This is a genomic window from Paenibacillus guangzhouensis (assembly GCF_009363075.1).
Lineage (GTDB): Bacteria > Bacillota > Bacilli > Paenibacillales > Paenibacillaceae > Paenibacillus_K > Paenibacillus_K guangzhouensis.
In genome coordinates this window covers 4,378,203-4,398,963 of record NZ_CP045293.1, presented here as the reverse complement: position 1 = coordinate 4,398,963, position 20,761 = coordinate 4,378,203, and the positions used below count along the sequence as shown (strand labels likewise).

19 protein-coding genes and 1 pseudogene are annotated in these 20,761 nt (G+C 45.3%); 15 read left to right on the top strand and 5 right to left on the bottom strand.

Translation table 11 applies throughout. The features are described from left to right. Positions 1-76 precede the first annotated feature (76 nt). The 9 genes and pseudogenes from GCU39_RS19810 (at position 77) to GCU39_RS19770 (ending at position 8,482) form a co-directional block, all read left to right on the top strand. Positions 77-658 (top strand): DUF5317 domain-containing protein, encoded by a 582-nt coding sequence (locus tag GCU39_RS19810; protein WP_152395088.1) that lies wholly within the window; start codon positions 77-79, stop codon positions 656-658. Positions 659-862: 204 nt separating this feature from the next. Next, positions 863-2,713, top strand: coding sequence for a bifunctional diguanylate cyclase/phosphohydrolase (locus GCU39_RS19805; RefSeq protein WP_227793274.1), 1,851 nt, complete (start codon positions 863-865; stop codon positions 2,711-2,713). Between the two features lie 111 nt (positions 2,714-2,824). Beyond that, positions 2,825-3,814 (top strand): annotated as a pseudogene (locus tag GCU39_RS19800) (NAD-dependent epimerase/dehydratase family protein). 243 nt (positions 3,815-4,057) lie between these two features. Then, a complete protein-coding gene (locus tag GCU39_RS19795) occupies positions 4,058-4,354 on the top strand; it encodes a hypothetical protein (RefSeq protein WP_152395087.1) in 297 nt (98 codons plus the stop codon). A gap of 54 nt (positions 4,355-4,408) precedes the next feature. Then, positions 4,409-4,801 (top strand): cupin domain-containing protein, encoded by a 393-nt coding sequence (locus GCU39_RS19790; protein WP_193726556.1) that lies wholly within the window; start codon positions 4,409-4,411, stop codon positions 4,799-4,801. Then, positions 4,798-5,721, top strand: a complete 924-nt coding sequence (locus GCU39_RS19785) for an LCP family glycopolymer transferase (protein WP_152395085.1) — start codon at positions 4,798-4,800, stop codon at positions 5,719-5,721. The genes GCU39_RS19790 and GCU39_RS19785 overlap by 4 nt, the downstream gene beginning before the upstream one ends. A 236-nt stretch (positions 5,722-5,957) precedes the next feature. Further along, positions 5,958-6,908 (top strand): tyrosine-type recombinase/integrase, encoded by a 951-nt coding sequence (locus tag GCU39_RS19780; RefSeq protein ID WP_152395084.1) that lies wholly within the window; start codon positions 5,958-5,960, stop codon positions 6,906-6,908. A gap of 256 nt (positions 6,909-7,164) precedes the next feature. After that, positions 7,165-7,845, top strand: coding sequence for an HD-GYP domain-containing protein (locus GCU39_RS19775; RefSeq protein ID WP_227793273.1), 681 nt, complete (start codon positions 7,165-7,167; stop codon positions 7,843-7,845). Then, complete coding sequence (locus GCU39_RS19770) at positions 7,778-8,482, top strand: hypothetical protein (RefSeq protein WP_152395083.1); 705 nt, start codon at positions 7,778-7,780, stop codon at positions 8,480-8,482. The genes GCU39_RS19775 and GCU39_RS19770 overlap by 68 nt, the downstream gene beginning before the upstream one ends. A 354-nt stretch (positions 8,483-8,836) precedes the next feature. Here GCU39_RS19770 and qoxD read toward each other — a convergent pair whose 3' ends face one another. The 5 genes from qoxD to cysK all read right to left on the bottom strand — a co-directional run bounded on the left by qoxD (position 8,837) and on the right by cysK (position 14,193). Further along, a complete protein-coding gene (gene qoxD, locus GCU39_RS19765; protein WP_152397340.1) occupies positions 8,837-9,124 on the bottom strand; it encodes a cytochrome aa3 quinol oxidase subunit IV in 288 nt (95 codons plus the stop codon). 4 nt (positions 9,125-9,128) lie between these two features. After that, a complete protein-coding gene (gene qoxC / locus GCU39_RS19760) occupies positions 9,129-9,725 on the bottom strand; it encodes a cytochrome aa3 quinol oxidase subunit III (protein WP_152395082.1) in 597 nt (198 codons plus the stop codon). Further along, a complete protein-coding gene (gene qoxB, locus GCU39_RS19755; protein WP_152395081.1) occupies positions 9,722-11,668 on the bottom strand; it encodes a cytochrome aa3 quinol oxidase subunit I in 1,947 nt (648 codons plus the stop codon). The genes qoxC and qoxB overlap by 4 nt, the downstream gene beginning before the upstream one ends. 29 nt (positions 11,669-11,697) lie before the next feature. After that, a complete protein-coding gene (gene qoxA, locus GCU39_RS19750) occupies positions 11,698-12,645 on the bottom strand; it encodes a cytochrome aa3 quinol oxidase subunit II (protein ID WP_152395080.1) in 948 nt (315 codons plus the stop codon). Between the two features lie 612 nt (positions 12,646-13,257). After that, the gene (gene cysK / locus GCU39_RS19745; protein ID WP_152395079.1) at positions 13,258-14,193 is read right to left on the bottom strand and encodes a cysteine synthase A; all 936 of its coding nucleotides are present in this window, start codon (positions 14,191-14,193) and stop codon (positions 13,258-13,260) included. A 307-nt stretch (positions 14,194-14,500) separates the two neighbouring features. On the opposite strand from cysK, the gene GCU39_RS19740 reads away from it, so the two are divergent. From GCU39_RS19740 to GCU39_RS19720, 6 genes are all read left to right on the top strand, one after another. After that, positions 14,501-16,102: an S-layer homology domain-containing protein gene (locus GCU39_RS19740; protein ID WP_227793272.1), complete on the top strand. Its 1,602-nt coding sequence runs from the start codon at positions 14,501-14,503 to the stop codon at positions 16,100-16,102. A gap of 173 nt (positions 16,103-16,275) precedes the next feature. Continuing rightward, on the top strand, positions 16,276-16,971 hold the full coding sequence (locus tag GCU39_RS32330) for an extracellular solute-binding protein (protein ID WP_265333409.1): 696 nt from the start codon (positions 16,276-16,278) through the stop codon (positions 16,969-16,971). Then, positions 16,968-17,558 carry an extracellular solute-binding protein gene (locus GCU39_RS32325; protein ID WP_265333408.1) on the top strand — a complete coding sequence of 197 codons (591 nt, stop codon included), beginning with the start codon at positions 16,968-16,970 and terminating at the stop codon, positions 17,556-17,558. Before GCU39_RS32330 ends, GCU39_RS32325 begins: the two co-directional genes overlap by 4 nt. Before the next feature lie 36 nt (positions 17,559-17,594). After that, on the top strand, positions 17,595-18,911 hold the full coding sequence (locus GCU39_RS19730) for a sugar ABC transporter permease (protein WP_152395078.1): 1,317 nt from the start codon (positions 17,595-17,597) through the stop codon (positions 18,909-18,911). Next, positions 18,911-19,744: a sugar ABC transporter permease gene (locus GCU39_RS19725; RefSeq protein ID WP_152395077.1), complete on the top strand. Its 834-nt coding sequence runs from the start codon at positions 18,911-18,913 to the stop codon at positions 19,742-19,744. The genes GCU39_RS19730 and GCU39_RS19725 overlap by 1 nt, the downstream gene beginning before the upstream one ends. 93 nt (positions 19,745-19,837) lie before the next feature. Next, on the top strand, positions 19,838-20,752 hold the full coding sequence (locus GCU39_RS19720) for a LacI family DNA-binding transcriptional regulator (RefSeq protein WP_152395076.1): 915 nt from the start codon (positions 19,838-19,840) through the stop codon (positions 20,750-20,752). Positions 20,753-20,761 lie beyond the last annotated feature (9 nt).

Sequence of the window (20,761 nt, the reverse complement as noted above, 5' to 3'; positions counted from 1 at the left end):
AATTTGTCTATTTGTTTTATATTTTGTATAGTATGATCGACTTTAGTTTCTATCTAGTTCAGAGGGGAACGTATGAATGGTTATCGATGGAATCGTAATTGGGATTATAGTCGGATTAATCCGTGCAGGATTTAAGAATGGGTTCATGGCTCTTTCGAATGTTCGTATTAAAGGCGGACTGATCTTTCCCATATTGCTATTATTGCAATTTGTGATGTTCTATTATCAAGATCGATGGGATATCTTGAACCAAATTAGCGGTTCTTACTTTATGGTGATTTACGTCGTTGGCCTGTATGTATTGTGGCTTAACCGCAATGAACCTGGATTTTGGTATATTTTTATCGGTGTTGGTTTGAATTTCCTTGTCATGGTTCTGAATGGCGGGAGAATGCCAGTTTCACTAGAAGCTGCGAAGGTACTTGATCCCGTGTACATTGAAATGTTGAAGAATGGAGTCACCGTGACGAAGCATGTGATGCTGAGCGAATCAACGCATCTTGCCTTCTTGGGTGATATTATTCCGATTGCACCACCTTATCCTCGAACGCAAGTGATTAGTATTGGAGATATTGTAATGAATATTGGTATATTCATTTATCTTCAGAAGATTATGTTAGTAGAAAAATATAGAACATCTACCCTTGAGGCACAATAACTTTACATAATAGCACGACAATGAAATGAAAGGGAGGATATCATAATGAAGAAAGCCGTTGTTTCTCGTATTCTTCTTAATACGGTTATCGTTGCTTCTGTTGTTATTGCACTTACATCCGGAATCAAAATTACTCCATAATAAAATAAGAAAGAAACAGGGAGAACCCTGTTTCTTTCTTATTTTATTAGATAAAAGAAAGTAGTGACAGAATTGCTAGAAAATACAATTCTTCAATTGCGGCGTTATACCCGCCTATTTGAAATTTTCTTTATTCTCATTGGTCTATCAGCAGGTATTTATTATTCTTCTTATTTCTATAGTCCATTACAAATGTCTGACTGGATCATTATTTATATAATGGTTGTTGCGGTGGTACTACTTGATGTGTATATGTTCCAAATTCCACCGGAAGGTAATAGTGAATCGATGGATTCCTCCGTCTATCTTGCGGCGATATTTATGTTCGGCGGAAGTTTTACGTTGTTTATTGCCATGATTAGCTTCTCATTTATGGCTTTAAGAGGGTTGGCGCTAAAAACTTCTTTCTCTAAAAATGGAATTAACTTGGCGCTCTACATATTCATGATCATCTCTGCGGATATAACATATCATTTATCAGGAGGAGTGACAGGCCCTTTTGATTTCGATAATATTTACTCTTACTTGATTGCCATAGTTGTTTATTCGACGGTTAACATTCTGCTAATCAGCTTCCTGACAGTGATTTATAATGGTGGTAGTATTAAGGATACATTGCTAACCTACTTCAGGAATAGTGTATTTGCTTATACGAGCACGATGTTGCTTTCTCTCGTTGTCCTTATTTTGGTCGATCGAAGCGGTATTTTTGGTATTTTGTTGTTTTTAAGTATTGCCATGTTATTATCTGTTGCTTTTAGCAAGCTGTTTGTGATTTATAATACGATTAGTAATAAAGCGAATATGGATCAGAGAACGGGTTTATATAGTCATAGTTACTTTGAAGAGAAGCTCGATGAATATATTTGCATGTATCGCACACAAGATAGAACATTTTCGCTTGCAATGCTCGATCTAGATGATTTCAAGAAATATAATGATGCTTATGGGCATCCTGAGGGTGATAAACTGCTCAGTTTTTTTGGGAATCTAGTTAAGTCTGAATGTGAATCTCGTGATTTTCTCGCTGCACGTTATGGTGGAGAAGAATTCTCGATTATTATGCCAGGATATACTTTAGAACAAGCGAGTGAATTCATGAATGGGTTGCGAAAAAAAGTCAACCACACGCCTTATGATGGGGTAGACGTCTTCCCGCATGGCTGTATCTCATTCTCGGCAGGATTGCTTGAGATTAATAAAGAAACGTATGACAAGTCGCAATTGGTCGATGCAGCGGACCGTGCCTTGTATTTAGCGAAATCAAAGGGAAAAAATATGGTGTCGATTTATGGAGAACAGGACGAGCCGCCTCAACGTTTGGAGCATGATATCCACGAGCTCGAACAGCAGGTTAAGATCTTCCTATCCAAGGACATCTATACTTACAAACATTCGAAACGTGTCTATTCCTATGCGGTCGATATGGCGGAAGTTCTACAGCTCCATGAAGAAGATCGTCGAACACTCATTCTAGGAGCGCTGATCCATGATATCGGTAAGCTCGAGATTCCACGAGATGTGCTGAATAAGAAGACGAAGCTCACACCGGATGAGTGGGAAATGGTCAAGAAGCATGTCCTCTGGGGTAAGGAGATCGTGCTTGCAACAGGGAAATACAAAGAGCTTATTCCATTGATTGAGCTGCATCATGAACGTTACGATGGTAAAGGCTATCCGCACGGGTTGAAGGGAAATGAAATTCCAAAGTTGGCGCGAATGCTCTGTATAATTGATTCTTTTGATGCGATGACAACAGAACGCCCTTATCAGGTAACGAAATCGTATGAAGAAGCACTCAATGAGATCAGACGTTGTTCGGGTAGTCAATTCGACTCTGAGTTGGCGGGGTATTTTATCACCTATATTGAAAAGAAATATACAATCGATACGTCTCACGTGCTGACTTCCTAATCCCATTTAGGAGTTGGCATTTTTTATTTGTATGACGTATGGTCTTCTTCGTATAATCAGAGGGAATGGAAGTCAATGACGATATCGTGAGAATTAAGGGAGGGACAGGAAATGAAGATTCTTGTCATCGGTGGATCACGGTTTCTTGGCAGATTTGTCGTCGAAGAAGCGCTGCGTAAAGGCTATCAGGTCACAGTATTTAATCGAGGGCAGCACAATGGAATTTTTGAAGATCAGCCTGTTGAACAGCTTATTGGGGATCGTAAACAGGATCTTTCGCTGCTGCAGAATCGATCTTGGGATGCCGTTGTTGATACGTGTGCTTATCTCCCGCACGATGTGACAAGTCTGCTCGACGTACTGGACGGGAAGCTGAAGCATTACACGATGATCTCCAGCATTTCGGTCTATCAGGACTGGGCCCCTGAAGGGATTAACGAGCAGTATATTACGCCTACCCTATCCAATGAAAAATTACAAGAGTTGCTCCAGGATCCATCTGTTTCATTGCCAGGACCCTATTATGGTCATCTCAAGCGAATGTGTGAGATCGAGGCGGAGCGTCTCATGCCTGGGCGCGTATTGAATGTCCGGCCAGGGTTGATTGTTGGCCCGCATGATGAGTCAGACCGTCTGACCTATTGGGTAAGACGTGTGAGTGAGGGTGGTACCGTGCTTGCGCCTGAGTTTCCGACGCAGCAGATTCAATTCATTGATGGTCGCGACCGACCGGCGAAACCACTGACGATGGAACAATTCCTGAACACGTGCCGAAGCGTCACGAATAGTGATGCGGCATGGGTATGAGCGAAGGAACAATTCCTACTAGACCATCAGGTTCAGCCATGGCGAGATTTGCCGTTATGGATCCCACATAACTTCCCGCTCGAAGAAGGGGGAGAGCCTTGGCGTGGTGCAGGTTCAGTGGATATTTCACGGGCGATCGAAGCCGGGCTCACCTGCAGACCGCTGGAAGCGACAATCGAGGACATATGGCGTTGGGATCAGCAGCGCAAGGAAGAAAACGACAAGCCGCTTAAGGCGGGATTAACCTTGGACCGGGAGAAGGAACTTCTACAACTATATCGTCATAAACAGTAGCGTAAGGCCTCCAAAAGGAGGCTTTTCTTTTTGGTAGAACTAGGCGAAGATCAGCATGTTCTGTCTCAATTTGTTGATCGGACCGATGTCGAGAAATGCAGGTACAGCAAGGTTTTTACGGAATAAAATGATAGAGAACAAAATGTATCTTTTTGGTAGATTTGTGATTGACAAGGATACATATTGTATCATAAATTTAATATACAAAAATTCACAGATGAGAGAGTAGAGGAGGATCAAGTCATGTTGAACTTCGAATGGTTGTACAGCAAGGTCTGGCAATCCGGATCGGTGGTAGAGGATGTGGTAGATCCAATTCTATTAGGGATTCTGTTGATAGGTATGTTTAGCTATGGATTATTTCGTATCGTACAGCGCAGGCAAGGTAGAACGCATTCCAATTCGTTACGTACGGCAGTGGGATGGGGGATGATGGCGCTTATCGCGATGGTCGTATTGCGAGAAGGATATATGCTGCTCAAGGTTGCGGGTGTGATGGTGATTTTGGCGCAAGTGATCGTATCGGTGGTATCTGCTTGAGGTATGTCGAAGACATTCGGTTAGAATGGGGCTGACGTGGACGGGATGGTATGCATGAATCGTGGATCTGGTGAATATGGTTTTGATGATGGGCGATATTGGATTTTGGACTGTAGGCAGGAGCCTTCAGGACATATCGTGATGACGAGTAAATTTGTGCTTGAGCCGGGTTATCATCTGGCTTATGCGAATCATACGATGCGATCCAAAGTATGGATTGTGACGCATGGAGAAGGCGAGTTCATCCACAATGGGGAAGGCTGTCACATACGTACAGGGGATGTCCTGCAGATTAAGGCAGGTATACCTCATCGCATTCATGCCATGACCGTGATGAAGTGGGCAGAAGTTCAAGTTGGTCTTGGTGACTTAGATGAAGTGGAGGAGCAGCTTCAGGTGCGATGGGGCCAAATGGAGCTGACAGACGAAGGAGTCTTCGCACAATGAAACGTTGGGTATGGATTGTATCAATAACAATTTTCGTGCTGATCTGTGGTGCTGGTGGTGTTGCCTATTATGTCTATAGCACGGTCAAAGAGACGGCGGAGCAGATGTACATCCCTGTAAAAGCCAATAAGCCCGTATACGTGAGCCAGGATACGACCGTGAAGCCGAAAACGGAACCTGTAGCCGTCGAGAAGCTCGAACCTTTCAGCGTGCTTGTGATGGGTGTAGATGAGCGCGAACATGACAGAGGACGATCTGACACGATTATCGTGGTGTCGGTGAATCCGAATAAGCCATCCATGGTGATGTTCAATTTACCTCGCGATACAAGAACAGAAATCGTAGGGCATCATACGGTCGATAAAATGAATCATGCGTATGCCTTTGGAGGCGTTGAGATGGCGCTTGCTACCGTGGAGAAGTTCCTTGATATGCCGATCGATTATGTCGTCAAAATTAACATGGAGGGCTTCGTGCAGCTTGTTGATTTGGTGGGTGGCGTGGAAGTCGAGAACCCGTTTGCCTTCAATCAGGAAGGGGTTCATTTCAATAAAGGAACGTTGAAACTGGACGGTGAGCATGCACTGCTCTATACTAGGATGCGGTACGATGATCCTCGCGGAGATAAGGGGCGGAATGATCGGCAGCGTCAGGTGTTGTTGAAGCTGATGAATACCGCGATGCAGTGGGGCAGCATCGACCGGATTCCTGGTATTTTAAAGGCGCTTGGCCGAAATGTGAAGACGAACATCACATTCGACGAGATGAAATACATGTATAAGAACTACCTGCCAGCGTTTAATTCTATCGATACAACAGAGGTTCAGGGGACAGGAACACGTATTAATAATATTTATTATTATCTTGTGAATGATAAAGAACGTAAACGGCTGCATGATCTGTTAAAATCAAATCAGTGACAATACAGCAAACCCGCCAAGTCTATCTTGGCGGGATAAATTATGTTATTTTAACAGTATCTTATTCTGCCCACAGTAGTATGTGGCGGAATAAATCGATGCGTTCGTGTCCATATTTTAGATATAGATTAACATCAAGAGACGAAAATTTTGCGAACCTATCAGACATCGTGTCGTATAGTTCTATTGTAGTACGCACAATTTGTGTTGTTCGCATAATAAAGGAGACCATAAGATTGAAAACACAACCCATCTTATCTCAAAGCATTATACAAATGGATCACAATAACGCTTATTCGGATGATCAAATCGTTAATATATTTCTGGCTTCGTTTCACCATTCGGCTTATACGATACGCAATTATCGGAACGCCATTAATAAATTTAGAGATTTCCTCGGAAATAAAACACTGAAGGAAGCGACGTGGAAGGAACTTGAGATGTACAAACTCGGGTTAGTCCAGGGGTATTTAAGTAAAGGGAATAAGCCGCAAGCACCGGCATCGGTAGCAGCTCGAATTGCCCCTCTACGTTCACTGTATAAATGGGGGAATGATCCGAATATTGGCATTTTCGCTCACAATCCGACGACAAGTCTTCGGATTCCGAAAATAACCATTACGAGCAAGAACCACTATCTCACCGAGACGGAACTAGTTCGTTTGATCAATCAACTTAAAAAACAGAGTCTAAGGAATTACTTGATCGGTTTAACCTTAGTCTTACTAGGGCTGCGGGTATCAGAGCTTATCTCCATTACGAAGGAGGATTTCCATACCGATCCGGGCGGAACCACCATGTGGCTGACCGTATTCGGCAAAGGCGGCAAAGAACGTGAAGTCAAAGTGCCGAAGCGATTGTGGACATTGCTGTCGCAATACTTCATGATGATGGAACAACAATCCCCTTCAAAAGACTCTCGCATTTTCCCTATTTCTGTCCGTTATATCGAGAAAATCATTCAAAATGCACGAATCGAATGCGGCCTTACCAAAGTGGTAACGCCTCACTGGCTCAGGCATACGAACGCGACATTAGCCCTTCTACGCGGTGCGACCCTCCAGCAGGTGCAAGAGTCCCTCGGGCATACGCATATCAATACGACGCAAAGATATTTACATACGGTTCAGCAAATTCAAAAAGCAGCTCCCGATTATGTTGAAGAATGCTTAAAAGATATACTATAGGTAAATAAGACTATGATATCGTTCAATTTACTTGAATTACTAGGAAAAGTTTACTATAATTAATACGATATTTGTATAAAGATGTCGAACAACACAAATTGTACGTACTAACTATTTTACCATGTAATGAAGGTAAACGGGATGGATACGGACTGGAATATGGGATGGATTGCTAAAAAATGTTGAAGATCCTCTGATATACGGGTGGTCTTCAATTTCTTTTGCATATCATGGCAAAGTAGGTGAGGTTATGCGAATGGAACACATCACAGAATTGCTGCATGACTTATGGGGAAAAGATCAGATCACATTTGAACATAGTATGCGAGTCGGGCATCTCGCGCGGTGTATGGCGAAGCAATTGCAGCTAACCAAGACCCAGACTAGTCAGTTGATCTTAGGCTGTTGTCTGCATGACATCGGGAAACTGTTGATTCCTACGGAGATCTTGACGAAGACTACGCAACTGACGACATATGAGTGGGATGTTATGAGGCAGCACCCGGTTCTTGGAGCAGAACGCTTAACAGGGGAGCAGATCGGAAGCCGCATCGTCATAGATATCGTCAAATATCATCATGAACGGTGGAATGGTGAAGGGTATCCGTCTGGCTTAATGTGGGATAATATCCCCCCGTTTGCGAGGATCTGCACCGTCATTGACGCTTGGGACAAGATGATCTCAGATCAGCCGTATCGACCAGCAATGACGCTTGAAGAAGCTAAGGCCGAATTAATTCGCTGCACCAATACGCAATTTGATAAAAAATACGTGACTGCATGTTTACGAATCCCGGATGAAGAGTTAGCGAGGAAGGAGATCGATATGCTAGAGCTGCTGAGGGATATGGGAGTGAAGGAGGAACAACATGACAATTTCAACTTTATTTCCGGTGATGCAAAGCGAATTTCTAGACGAAGCTACAGCACAAATTAATGATGTAGGTCAGGAAATGAATCAGATCGATATGTCGCGAAAGGCCTATTGGATATTAGAAATTGAGCAAATGAAACAACTTCGATTCGAAATGGAGCGGTTATTGGACCTTGTGAGGCATTGGAAGCTGAACATGACTCGCGATATTGTGAATCTGATCTTCCGCTGTATGGATCAAATGCGGATGTTGAAGGATGCTATTCTGCTCGGGAGTAAAGTCACTGCAGATGTGGCGCCGTTGCTATGCGAATTAAGAGGATATGCGCTGGCGAGTGAGAAGAATACAAGCATGCAGCAAGACATTATGAGCGCGATATCGGCAGAGGCTAGCCAAGCGTTTAATGTGGAGAACATCATCCATCGGATTCAGCATGAGGGGATTCGAGTGCTTCAGATCCAAGTGGGATTCGCTTCCCGGTGTATGATGAAGATGGCCTGTGCGATGGTCATTCTAGACCAGATCGGCTCATTAGTCGGCGAGGTGTTGTATATGGAGCCGTCTTGCGACGAGATCGGAGACGACTCTTACAGCCAAGTTCGGTATATCGTGGTTGACCCAGTACGCGTGGATGACATCCAAGGGTGGCTGCAATCGATGCGGGATGTGACCTACGTCGATGTTCATTTTAAGGTCTAGCGAAATTGTATTTAGGCTTAGCGTAGGAAAAAGCGCCGCTATCTGCCAAGATGCGGCGCTTTTGGTCTTCCTCCTACCCCTCTGAAACCGCATAGAGAATCGTTGGCGGTTCAGGTTTTGGGGGTTAGAATGGTTCGAACGATAAAACTATTCGGAGGAGGGAAGAACTCGCGGAAAAGTCTACGTCCGCTCTTTGGAAGCCCATTTCATCCAACTCATCTAATCAAAGGAAATGGGCGGACAAGAAGCGGTTGGAGCGAGTTCTCCCTTTGACCTAGTCTGTTTTATCGATCGAACTCCCCCTCCCCACAAACAAAAAAACCGCCAGAGATCTCTCTCTGACGGTTTCTAATCCTAGTTGTAACCCCAAATCATCGTGAACAATGTACCGAAGATCGTTACGAGACCCACGAAGAGGGCATAAGCAATGTTGAGGTAGAGGCTCGACTTCGTATCTTTCGATTCGCCAATGTGCATGAAGAGGAACAATTGCGTTCCGGCTTGCAAAATTGCACAGATCAGTAGAATTGCAAGTCCCACCGTGTAGGAGATGCCATCCATCAGCACCGCCAGCGCGACGACCGAAAGGACAAGTGAGAAGATATACCCCATGACATGCTTGACTGGGAATAGTTGCTTCATCATATCACATCATTCCTTTCAAGTAGACAAAGCTGAAGATGAAGATCCATACGACATCAAGGAAATGCCAGTACAAGGAGAAGATAAACGATTTATTCGTTGTATCTGGCGTGAAGCCTTCACGTTTGATCTGAATCATGATAGCAGCTCCCCACAGGAAGCCCATCGTAACGTGGAGACCGTGCGTTCCTAGCAGGACGAACAAGCTGGATAAAAATGCGCTAGTAGAAAGTGTAGCACCATCATGTACATACGTAACGAACTCTGTGATTTCGACGCCCAAGAATCCTAGACCCATTAAGAGGGTGATGCCGAAGAACACGAGTGTTGCTTTTTTGAATCCCTGACGCATCGCATGAATCGCGAGTCCACAAGTGAAACTACTCGTTAAGAGTAGGAATGTCTCAACCAGAACACCGTTTAATTCGAAAATCTCACTGGCTGTCGGGCCGCTGCCCGCACGATTCCAGAGTGTGAAATAAACAGCGAACAACGTAGAGAAGAGGGCGATCTCTGCGCCTAGGAACAACCAGAACCCGAAGATGCGGTTGCTGTTCTCTTCAGTGCCATATTCGAGCGGCACATTCGGATTTATTTTCATACGAGTTCACCCCCAAGTTTCTTTTCGGTCTCGATGATCTCTTTGACAGGGATGTGTCTACCATGATCGCGCTCGAATGTACGAGCTGCAAGCATAATGATAACCGCGATACCCGCGATGATCGATGGAATCCACCAGCTGAAGATCAAGAAGAAACCTAGGAAGAAGAAGATTACGCCGAGAATAAACGGTTGGCCGCTGTTATTCGGCATATGAATCGGTTCAATTTTACCTTCAAATAATGGTTGGTTCTCTTTCTTCGAATGCCAGTAAGCATCCATACCTTTGACATTCGGTGTACGTGCAAAGTTGTATTCTGGAACTGGACTATGAGTAGCCCATTCAAGCGTACGACCGCCACCCCATGGATCGCTTGCATTTTCGCGTGGTGCATAACGGAAGCTCCAATAGATGTTGTAGCATAGAACAACAAAGCCAAGTGCAAGTCCGACAGCACCGATCGATGCGATCATATTTAGCGGCCCGAATCCTGAACCTGCGGAATAGGTGTACATCCGACGCGACATTCCGTTCAATCCCAAGAAGAAGAGCGGCAGGAATGTTACGTTGAAGAAAATTGCAATTAACCAGAATGCAAGTTTACCAAGACGTTCGTTCAGACGGAATCCGAACATTTTTGGGAACCAGTAATGGAACCCGGCGATAACTGCAAATACGGTACCTGGAATCAATACGTAGTGGAAATGCGCAACCAGGAACATCGTATTATGATACTGATAGTCCGCGGAAGCCATGGCTAGCATAACACCAGTAACCCCACCGATTGTAAAGATCGGAATGAACGCTAATGTGTATAGCATAGGCGTCGTGAAGGATATTCGGCCTTTCTGTAAGGTGAATAACCAGTTGAATATCTTGACTCCGGTAGGAACTGCAATGGCCATCGTTGTAATCGAGAAGACGCCATTGACCATCGCACCATGACCCATCGTATAGAAGTGATGCGCCCATACGACGAAGGAAAGTAACGAAATGACAACCATACTGGCAACCATTGATTTATAACCATACAAATTCTTTTTGGAGAATGTTGAGATAATTTCACTATAAATACCGAAGGCCGGCAAAATAACGATATAAACCTCTGGATGACCCCATACCCAGAATAAGTTCGCCCAGAGCATATCCATCCCGCCGTTGGCCATCGTAAAGAATTGGCCTCCGAACATCCGGTCGAACATCATTAGTGCAAGAGCTACGGTTAGAACCGGGAATGCGAACAAAATGATAACACTAGTGATCAAGATAGACCATGTGAACATTGGCATCTGCATAAGCTTCATGCCAGGCGCACGCATTTTAAGAATCGTAACGATAAAGTTAACCCCTGTTAGCAGGGTACCGATACCGGCAATCTGTAACGCAATCGAATAGAAGTTATTCCCGACGGTCGGACTGAGTTCCAGACTCGCGAGCGGGAAGTACGCTGTCCATCCTGCATCTGGGGAGCCCCCGATGACGAAGGATAGGTTAAATAACATCGCTCCAGCGAAGAAGAGCCAGAAGCTGACGGCATTCAGCCTTGGGAATGCAACGTCACGCGCGCCAATTTGCAATGGAACGACGATGTTCATAAGTCCGATAATGAATGGCATCGCCATGAATAGGATCATGATAACACCATGCGTTGTGAAAATTTCATTATAATGCTGCGCGTCGAGCAGCCCATTCTCTGGAACTGCGAGCTGAGCACGCATGAGTAGTGCATCCACGCCCCCACGGAATAACATGAGGAGTGCTGCGATAATATACATGACGCCGATACGTTTATGATCGACGGTTGTTAACCACTCTCTCCAAAGGTAGCCCCATTTCTTGAAATAGGTCAGACCGATGAGGATTGCTAGAGAGGCAACGACGATACTGACCATTGCGGCGTAGATCATCGGTTCTCCCGTAACGAAAAATTCATCGAGTTTCATACGATTAATACTCCTTCCTGTCCCATCGCTTATTCGTGCTGCGAATGATCCATCGATTCCATATCGTCCATGTTCATGTTCGAATGATCCATCGATCCTGTGTTGTCCTTGGCATCTGCGTCGCCGCCACCATGATGATGTCCACCATTTGCACCTTCAGGTGCTGGACGGAATTCAAGGTGAGTGGACGAATACGTCTTACGTCCGACGACTGGCGTATCCAATAGTTTATTGAACTCGTCTTCCGTTAATTTCGAAGCAGTTTTCTTCACATCGTCAACCCATTTGGTATAATCCGCAGGGGATTGAGCCAATACTTCGAATTCCATATGTGCGAATCCTTTACCCGAGAAGTTCGAGTTCCTACCAAAGAATGATCCTTCATGTTCAGCGACAAGATTGAGTTTATTCACCATATCGCTCATCGCATATTTCTGACCGCCAAGCTGTGGAACCCAGAAGCTTGTGATTGGTCCGAATGCATATAGACGGAATTCAACCGGGCGGTTCGTAGGGATATTGACATAGTTAACAGTCTCAATATTTTCTTCCGGATAGCTGAAGTGCCATTTCCAATCGGAAGATGATGCATAGATCACGAGCGGCTTCTGGTCCTCGTATCCGGCAGGTACTTTTTCCACCGCATTGGTCGTACGAACCGTAACAACGGATAGAATCACAACGATGATGATCGGGATAATCGTCCAGATCAGCTCCAACCACTTGCTTCCCTCGATATGAGGCGGTTCATAACCTTCATTGGCTTTGGTCGCACGATATTTTGTCAGCATGTAAATGTACATGACGTAGACGACTAACAGTACGACAGCCATGACGATCATGGAGAAGATAATCGTACTCGACTGCGTCTTCGCTACCGGACCTTTTGGATCCAGTACCAGCAGTTTCGAGCTACATCCACTTAATAGCATAATGAGTGAGATGAAGAATAATAATAGCGGTCCTCTCTTTTTCATAAGTAACCCCTTCCTTAACAATGCACATGTTGATGTATTCCAAAGAGAACTTAATTTCTTTTATCTTATTAAGATATTCAGGTAATAACAAACCCTATTGAGAACCAATAATGGAATTAAATGGATAAATTTCTAACAAAAAAAGATGACGATTTCGTAATAAAACCCGAAAATGTGTTAAATATCACTGAAAAGCGCCAAATTCGCCGATTTTGATTTTTATTCATAAATGTGATCAAAAGCACAAATATCAAAGTTTCGTCACATTTGAAAGCGGTAAATTGCAGTTTTATGGAAGTAATAACCAGAAAATTCGAGGTATTTATGAGGAAATGAGCGAAAATAAGAGTAAAAAGAAGTTAAAATTTTGACTATTCCGTGTCTGAACTGTGATCAAAGTAAGGCGGATGGCGATATCATTTTGCATTGGATGGTGTTTGCTAATAAAAGGAAATTTAAAATATCGCCGAAAATCTCTTATTTTCTTTGATTTTCATTTTTGAACTTTTCGTGACACAATTCACAATATGTGAACAAATGAAGGCAATAAAGACCATGCCCGGGCATATATCCGGCATGGTCTTTTTTCATTCATCATTGGTGGATGATCCGTTATTCTTCATCAAATAGCGGCGTCGATAGATAACGTTCCCCTGTATCCGGCAGGACGACAACAATGTTCTTGCCCTTGTTCTCAGGACGTTTAGCGACGAGTGTTGCCGCATAAGCAGCAGCCCCGGAAGAGATGCCGACGAGCAATCCTTCGCGCTTCGCTAGAATTCGCGCGGTATTGATCGCTTCGTGATTTTTGACGGTGATGATCTCATCGACCACTTCCGCCTTGAAGTTACCTGGAACAAATCCGGCACCAAGGCCTTGAATGGCGTGAAGGCCGCGTTTACCGCCAGACAGTACCGCGGAATCGAATGGCTCTACGGCGATGACTTGAATCGCAGGATTCTTGGCTTTGAGCGCTTCGCCTACACCGCTAACCGTACCTCCCGTACCAACGCCTCCAATGAAGATATCCACTTGACCGTCCGTATCCCGCCAGATTTCCTCTGCTGTCGTCTTGCGATGAATGGCAGGGTTGGCCGGGTTATCGAATTGCTCTGGAATGAACGCGCCCGGAATTTCCTTAGCAAGCTCGTCCGCTCTCCGAATCGCTCCAGTCATGCCTTCGGTAGCCGGTGTAAGAACCAGCTCAGCGCCGAGCGCTTTGAGCAATTTTCTCCGTTCAATACTGAATGTTTCCGGCAATGTAATGATGAGTCTGTACCCGAGTGCAGCGGCTGCGAAGGCAAGACCGATCCCTGTATTTCCGCTCGTAGATTCAATAATGACCGAATCCGGTTTCAAGACGCCGCGTTCTTCGGCATCCTTGATCATCGCGAATCCGATGCGGTCTTTGACACTGCCCGCAGGATTGAAGTATTCGAGCTTTGCAATAATCTGCGCTTCCAATTGATGCATTTTATTGTAGTTGGATAATTCCAACAGCGGTGTATTGCCAATCAAATCGGTTAAATTTTTGTAGATATTCGGCAACGCAATTCCCTCCAAAGATATGTTCAAATATAAGAATTAATAAGTTTCGCGAATAAAACTGTTCTTATATTTCTCGCTTAAACGCTTATTGTCCTATAGAGGACGACGAAGTCGCTTATGCTTGTTCCTATAAGATTAATCGGTTATATAACCGTATCATGAATACGTGCAAAACACAATTTTAACGGTGCGGAGACTGGATTTGAACGTCATTACCATTATTTATATATTGTCCCATATCATTACCGGATGTCATGATAATTATGCGAATCTATCAAATTTTGCTAGTGAAGGAGATGATGTGTGGATGAGTGTTACAAAATACATAAAAGGTGCGGTGATTGGGCTGTCCATCGCTGCAATCTCGCTCGCGAGTATGCCGAAGACGGAGGCAAATAATCATCGATTCGCCATGTCCTATATATATTTTGGGAAGCCGGATCAATATCTTCAAGCCGTGAATCAGACAAAGGGCAGTCTGGATATGGTGTCACCTAGTTACTTTGATCTAAATGATAACGGTTCCTTGCAGCTGACGGATGCGGTTGACCCGAAATTCGTCGAAGAGATGCATAAGCAAGGCATGAAGGTGGTTCCATTCCTTAGTAACCATTGGGATCGGAAGTTGGGCATCGCTGCGCTCAATAACAGGGAAGCATTAACGAAACAGATTGCGGCAGCGATTGAGAAATACAATCTCGACGGCGTCAATGTCGATATCGAGAATGTGACCGAGAAACAGCGTGACGATTACACGGCGCTGGTGAAGATGCTGCGTGCAGCGATTCCAGCGAACAAAGAAGTCTCGGTGGCTGTCGCGGCGAACCCCGACGGATGGAATACAGGGTGGCATGGGTCTTATGATTATGCAGCGCTTGGTAAGGTGAGTGATTACCTGATGCTCATGACGTATGATGAGAGCTATGAAGGCGGCGAACCAGGTCCGGTCGCAAGCTTGCCGTTCGTGAAGAAATCGATTGAATATGCCCTGAAGCATGTGCCGAGCGACAAAATCGTGATGGGCATTCCGTTCTATGGCCGTTATTGGAAGTCGGACGGCAGTATCCAAGGGCTTGGCATCCAGAACACTGTTGTGAACAGCCTGATTGAGAAATACAACGGAAAAGTTGTCTTCGATGCGGCGAGCCAATCCCCGAAAGCGACCTTCACGATTCCGGCTAGCGATCCAGGGGCGTCGGTCCACGGGAAACGGATAACCGCAGGAACATATACGGTATGGTATGAGAATGAACAATCGATCAAAGCGAAACTCGGCCTCGTTCAGAAGTATAACCTGAAAGGCGCAGGGAACTGGAGTCTAAACGAAGAATCCGGCAACACCTGGGATTACTACTCCAAGTGGTTGAACGATGCGGCGTATCTCGATACGGTCTCACATTGGGCGGATGAAGCGATCCAGTTCGTATCTGATAAAGGATGGATGGCTGGAACGGGGAATCGTCTGTTCGAGCCGAAGGCACCGCTAACGCGTGCGCAGGCTGCGTCCGTATTGGTGCGGATGTCGGGGGAGAAGCTGCAGCCAGGAAGTCAGACGGCTTTGTTCAAGGATGTTCCATCAAATCACTGGGCAGCCGCTGACATTCAGATCGCGAAGCAGCGCGGGCTGATTAACGGTTACGAAGATGGACGCTTCGCACCGAATCAGACCGTAACTCGTGAGGAGCTTGCAGCGATGCTGGCGAAGGCGCTGCAGCAGAAGCCAGCGTTACGCGCCTCTGCCGTGTTTACCGATGTAGACAGTAATCGTTGGTCTGCTTCTGCGATTACGAGTTTATCCCAGCGCGGTGTCATCAGCGGTTATCAAGACGGTACCTTCCGTCCGACGCGCGCGGTAACGCGTGCGGAGCTTGCTGTCATGCTGCAAGCCGCAACGACTATTCCATCCTAACGATGTGTTGAATAGGGGGCCGATCAAGGCCCTCTTTTTTTAGAATAATGGAGTCGTCTTATCTGATTGAATTGGTATTGACATAACGAGGAAATGGAGTTTATCATAATATTGAAAGTTACTTAAACGTTTCAGTACTTAAACGTTTAAGATACAATGAAGGGGGCGAATACATGTCAAGACGGTTGATGATGACTGCAGTTTTTGCTGTTCTTTTCAGTTCTTCATTTCTAACTGCATGTGACAAGGCGCAAGACACATCTGGCAAGGATGCACAAGGTCATGAGGCAACACATACTGAAGGGCTGCAGCCGGAACCAGGAGCTGAATTGTTAGTCTGGGAATCGAAAGGTCCTGAACTTGAATTTTTGAAAGCGATATCAGTGAAATTCGAGCAGCAATACGGCGTGAAAGTGAAAGTAGAAGCCGTACCGGCGATCGACAGTGTGAAGAAGCTGACGACAGACGGACCGGCTGGCATCGGAGCTGATGTCTTCTCGGCGCCGCATGATCAGTTAGGGAATGCGGTGACAGCAGGACTGATGCTGGAGAACGATGTGTTTGACGAGAAGATGACAAATGAATTTATGTCTAGTGCCATCAGCGGCGTGAAGTATCAAGATGTTCTCTACGGATATCCAACGGCTATCGACACCTATGCATTATTTTACAATAAGAAGCTGATGACGAAGCCGCCTCAAACCTATGACGATATCATGCAGTTTGCGGTAACCTATAACGATCCACCCAATAAGAAGTATGCATTTATGTGGGATGTCGCACAATTGTATCAATCCTATTCGTTCCTCGGGGGTACGGCGGGTATATCTTTGGCAAGGAAGGCACAGATCCAAGCGATATCGGCTTGAATCATGTGAAGGCAATCGAAGGAGCGAAATTCCTCCAGTCGCTGAAGCAAATTCTTCCGATTAACGTCAATGATTTGAATGATAATATCATTACGGGCTTCTTCCAAGAGGGCAAAACAGCAGCGATCATTAACGGGCCATGGTTGATATCCAATCTATCTAAGGACAGTCTGGATTATGGCGTCGCGCCGCTGCCACTGCTGCCGAATGGAGAACATCCGAAGAGCTTCTCTGGGATTCGCGCGTTATACGTCAACTCCTATACGAAGTATCCGAATGCTGCGAAGCTATTCGCCAGCTTTGCGACCAACAAGGAGAACCTGAAATTACGGTTTGAAATGACGACACAGCTTCCGCCGCGGAACGATCTATCGAACGATCCGATTCTGACGAGCAATCCGAATGCCCTCGCGTTTCTGGAGCAAGCGAAGTACTCGACCCCCATGCCTTCCATTCCAGAGATGGGGAACGTGTGGCAGCCGGCAAGCGCTGCAATCGCTGCGATCTGGAACGACAATCAAGACCCAACTGCTGCACTGAATAAGGCGGTAGACCAGATCAAGACAGCCATTAAAACGAAGCATTAAAGATAATTTCAATTTACGAGTAAGGCGGTCTGCAGAATGCATGTTAACTTAGATGATCGACGCTATCGGACCAAAGCTGCACTGTTGTCTGCGTTATGTATTGGACTTGGACAGCTGTATAATCGGCAATATTGGAAGGGCTTCTTCTGGATGGTCATCGCACAATTGTTTTTCTGGACCTATTATCCCATCGCGATCAAAGGGATTGCTGGTCTGATTACGTTAGGTGATGTCCCTACTCGCATTATTAAGGGGAAAGTGGTTCAAGGGGATCACTCCATCTTTTTGTTGATCAACGGACTGATTACGCTTGTTATTATTCTCGTGTTCTTAGGCATGTACATCCTCAACATTGTGGATGCGAAGAGAAATGGTGCGATTCGGGATGAAGGGGGTCAGGTACTTGGATTCCTTGCTTCGCTGAAAAAGGCGAAATTTCGGAACTTTCCCTATCTACTCTTGCTGCCTGCTACCTTCTTCGTGTTGTTCGTGACGGTCATGCCGCTGGTATTCAATGTACTGATTGCATTTACGAACTATTCGGCCCCGGATCATATTCCGGACCGTTCCTTGGTGGATTGGATCGGGTTCGCATCGTTCTACGATTTATTTACCCAAGAGGCATGGCGATCTACCTTTGTAGGAATTGCCGTATGGAATATCATTTGGGCAACGGTATCAACCGTCACAGTGTTCTTTGGCGGTCTGATTCTAGCGCTGATGGTAAATCATCCGAGAGTGAGATTCAAGAAGTTCTGGCGCACGGCATTCATCCTGCCTTGGGCGGTTCCGCAATTCATTTCGATCCTCGTATTTCGGGTGTTGCTCAACGGATCATTCGGACCGGTCAATGATCTCATTGTGAAGCTTGGGTTCTCGCCCGTACCTTGGCTGTCAGATCCGACGATGGCCAAAGTATCGATTATTCTCGTGAATCTGTGGTTCTCGACGCCATTCCTGATGGCTCTGATGTCTGGCGTTCTTACAACCATGCCGCGAGATTTGTATGAGGCTGCAGAAGTGGATGGTGCTTCCTGGAGGCAGAAGTTTACTAGAATTACACTACCGCTTGTTCTCTTAGCGACGGCGCCGATTTTGATTATGCAATTTGCATTTAACTTCAACAATTTCAATTTAATTTATTTGCTAACGGATGGTAACCCGAATCAACCGGATTACTTCTACGCCGGAAGTACGGATATTCTCATCTCGTGGATATTCAAAATGACGCTCAATCAGAGTCAGTTCAATATGGCTTCCGCTGTATCCATCATCATGTTTATACTCATAGCAGGGTTCTCTTTATGGAACTACAAGCGAATGAAGTCAAATCAAGAAGAGGATTGGGTCTAATGTCTAAATTAAGAAGCAATTTAGTCGTTATTGGGATTTATATCGTATTTATCGTGCTGTTGATCACGACCCTGTATCCGATGATCTGGGTTGTCGGCACCTCGCTGAATCCTGGCAATACCTTATTGGTTAGCAAGATGTTCCCGGACAATCCATCGCTCGTGCATTATGTCGAGTTATTACGGAATACCGATTTTATGTTATGGTTCGGCAACACGGTGAAGATCGCTGTTGCGAATGCATTTTTGTCGACCATCCTTGTCGCGATGACGGCGTATGCCTTCTCTAGATTTCGCTTCAAGGGCCGGCAGCAAGGGCTCATGACGCTGCTCGTATTGCAGATGTTCCCAGGCTTCTTGTCGATCATGGCGATCTTCGTGCTGTTACTGCAGACGAAGCTGCTCGACACGCATTTGGGGCTGATCCTCATCTATGTCGGTGGCTCGATTTCGATGGGAACTTGGGTGATGAAAGGTCATTTTGACACGATTCCTCGGAGCTTAGAGGAGGCTGCTTTTATCGACGGTGCGAGTAATAAGGATGCATTTTTCCGAATTATTTTACCGTTGTCCTTACCGTCGATCACCTTTGTTGCGCTGAATAGCTTCATTACACCGTTCATGGATTTTATCCTGCCGCAAATCGTCTTGCGCTCATCAGAGAAAATGACATTAGCGCAGGGGCTATACAGCATGGTTGCGAATGAGACGAATTCCAGCTTTACGGTATTCGCCGCGGGCGCGGTTCTGGTGGCGCTGCCGATCACGCTTTTGTACATGTATTTCCAGAAGTATTTGATTCACGGCATGACAGCCGGTGCGGACAAAGGTTAATCGAACCGCTCACATAGGCTAAATTGACTTTTGCCTAGGCGTTATGCTTAAATTAACTTAAACGTTTAAGCCTATGTGAGAGGTCGGATTCTTTTGAAAAAAACAACAATTAAAGATATTGCGAAAGCAGCAGATGTATCAATAGCAACCGTGTCTTACATTCTGAATGATGTGAAAACGCAGTCCATCTCGGATGAAACGCGCGTGAAGGTGCTGAAAGTCGCACAGCAGCTCAAGTATGTCGCGAATCGTTCTGCCCAATCGTTAAAAATCAAGAAAACAGGATTGATGGGGATATTGGTGTTCCGAGATGATGTACAGACCCCTGGGTCGGCCTTGAAATATGCTAAGACGATCTACAAGCTGGAGGAGCTGTGCAGTCAGCTTGGCTATCATGTAATTTTTATGCAATTAGACAGCGCCTCCTCCTCTTATAAGGTTATTATGGAGCGCAATTTGGACGGCGTGTTCTTGATTAATGCCGATCGGGAGAAATTCTATGCGATCTCGAATCAATTTGGGTTCGGGATTCCGGTATTCGTCATCGACAGTTATATCGAGGATTCGTTATTTCATAAAATTATGCCGAATTTCGAGCAAAGTTTTGCTGCGGCAGGGAAGTTGCTAGGGCAGGCGCCGGCGTTTCTTGTGATGGATGCGTATAACAATTTGGAATTAAGAGAAGTCGTGAAGCAGCAATCGGGATTGGATGAGGATCACATCTACGTCTATGAGAATCGCGATGGGATGCATGCATTTTTATCGCAATTTGCAGGGAAAGCCGGGATCGTCATGAACGAATTTCTGGCGAATGTGGCATGGAAAACCCATCAACATCTGGTGGCATGCTGCACGTCCCATTGTGAGGAGATTCTCCCGGACGAAATGATGAAGATTTCTTATCATCTCAATGACTACACGGAGGTTGTTAATATGATGGACAGTTATATTAATGATGCGGCGTATGTCAAAGCGGAGAAGTTTTTCTTATTGACCGCCACATCATGATTCTGACGT

Excerpts from the sequence above, each read along its gene's own strand:
- GCU39_RS19810 (WP_152395088.1), top strand. The coding sequence starts at position 77 with ATGGTTATCGATGGAATCGTAATTGGGATTATAGTCGGATTAATCCGT.
- GCU39_RS19795 (WP_152395087.1), top strand. The coding sequence starts at position 4,058 with ATGTTGAACTTCGAATGGTTGTACAGCAAGGTCTGGCAATCCGGATCG.
- GCU39_RS19790 (WP_193726556.1), top strand. The coding sequence starts at position 4,409 with ATGAATCGTGGATCTGGTGAATATGGTTTTGATGATGGGCGATATTGG.
- GCU39_RS19785 (WP_152395085.1), top strand. The coding sequence starts at position 4,798 with ATGAAACGTTGGGTATGGATTGTATCAATAACAATTTTCGTGCTGATC.
- GCU39_RS19775 (WP_227793273.1), top strand. The coding sequence starts at position 7,165 with ATGGAACACATCACAGAATTGCTGCATGACTTATGGGGAAAAGATCAG.
- GCU39_RS19770 (WP_152395083.1), top strand. The coding sequence starts at position 7,778 with ATGACAATTTCAACTTTATTTCCGGTGATGCAAAGCGAATTTCTAGAC.
- qoxD (WP_152397340.1), bottom strand. The coding sequence starts at position 9,124 with ATGAAGCAACTATTCCCAGTCAAGCATGTCATGGGGTATATCTTCTCA.
- qoxC (WP_152395082.1), bottom strand. The coding sequence starts at position 9,725 with ATGAAAATAAATCCGAATGTGCCGCTCGAATATGGCACTGAAGAGAAC.
- qoxB (WP_152395081.1), bottom strand. The coding sequence starts at position 11,668 with ATGAAACTCGATGAATTTTTCGTTACGGGAGAACCGATGATCTACGCC.
- qoxA (WP_152395080.1), bottom strand. The coding sequence starts at position 12,645 with ATGAAAAAGAGAGGACCGCTATTATTATTCTTCATCTCACTCATTATG.
- GCU39_RS19740 (WP_227793272.1), top strand. The coding sequence starts at position 14,501 with ATGAGTGTTACAAAATACATAAAAGGTGCGGTGATTGGGCTGTCCATC.
- GCU39_RS32330 (WP_265333409.1), top strand. The coding sequence starts at position 16,276 with ATGTCAAGACGGTTGATGATGACTGCAGTTTTTGCTGTTCTTTTCAGT.
- GCU39_RS19730 (WP_152395078.1), top strand. The coding sequence starts at position 17,595 with ATGCATGTTAACTTAGATGATCGACGCTATCGGACCAAAGCTGCACTG.
- GCU39_RS19725 (WP_152395077.1), top strand. The coding sequence starts at position 18,911 with ATGTCTAAATTAAGAAGCAATTTAGTCGTTATTGGGATTTATATCGTA.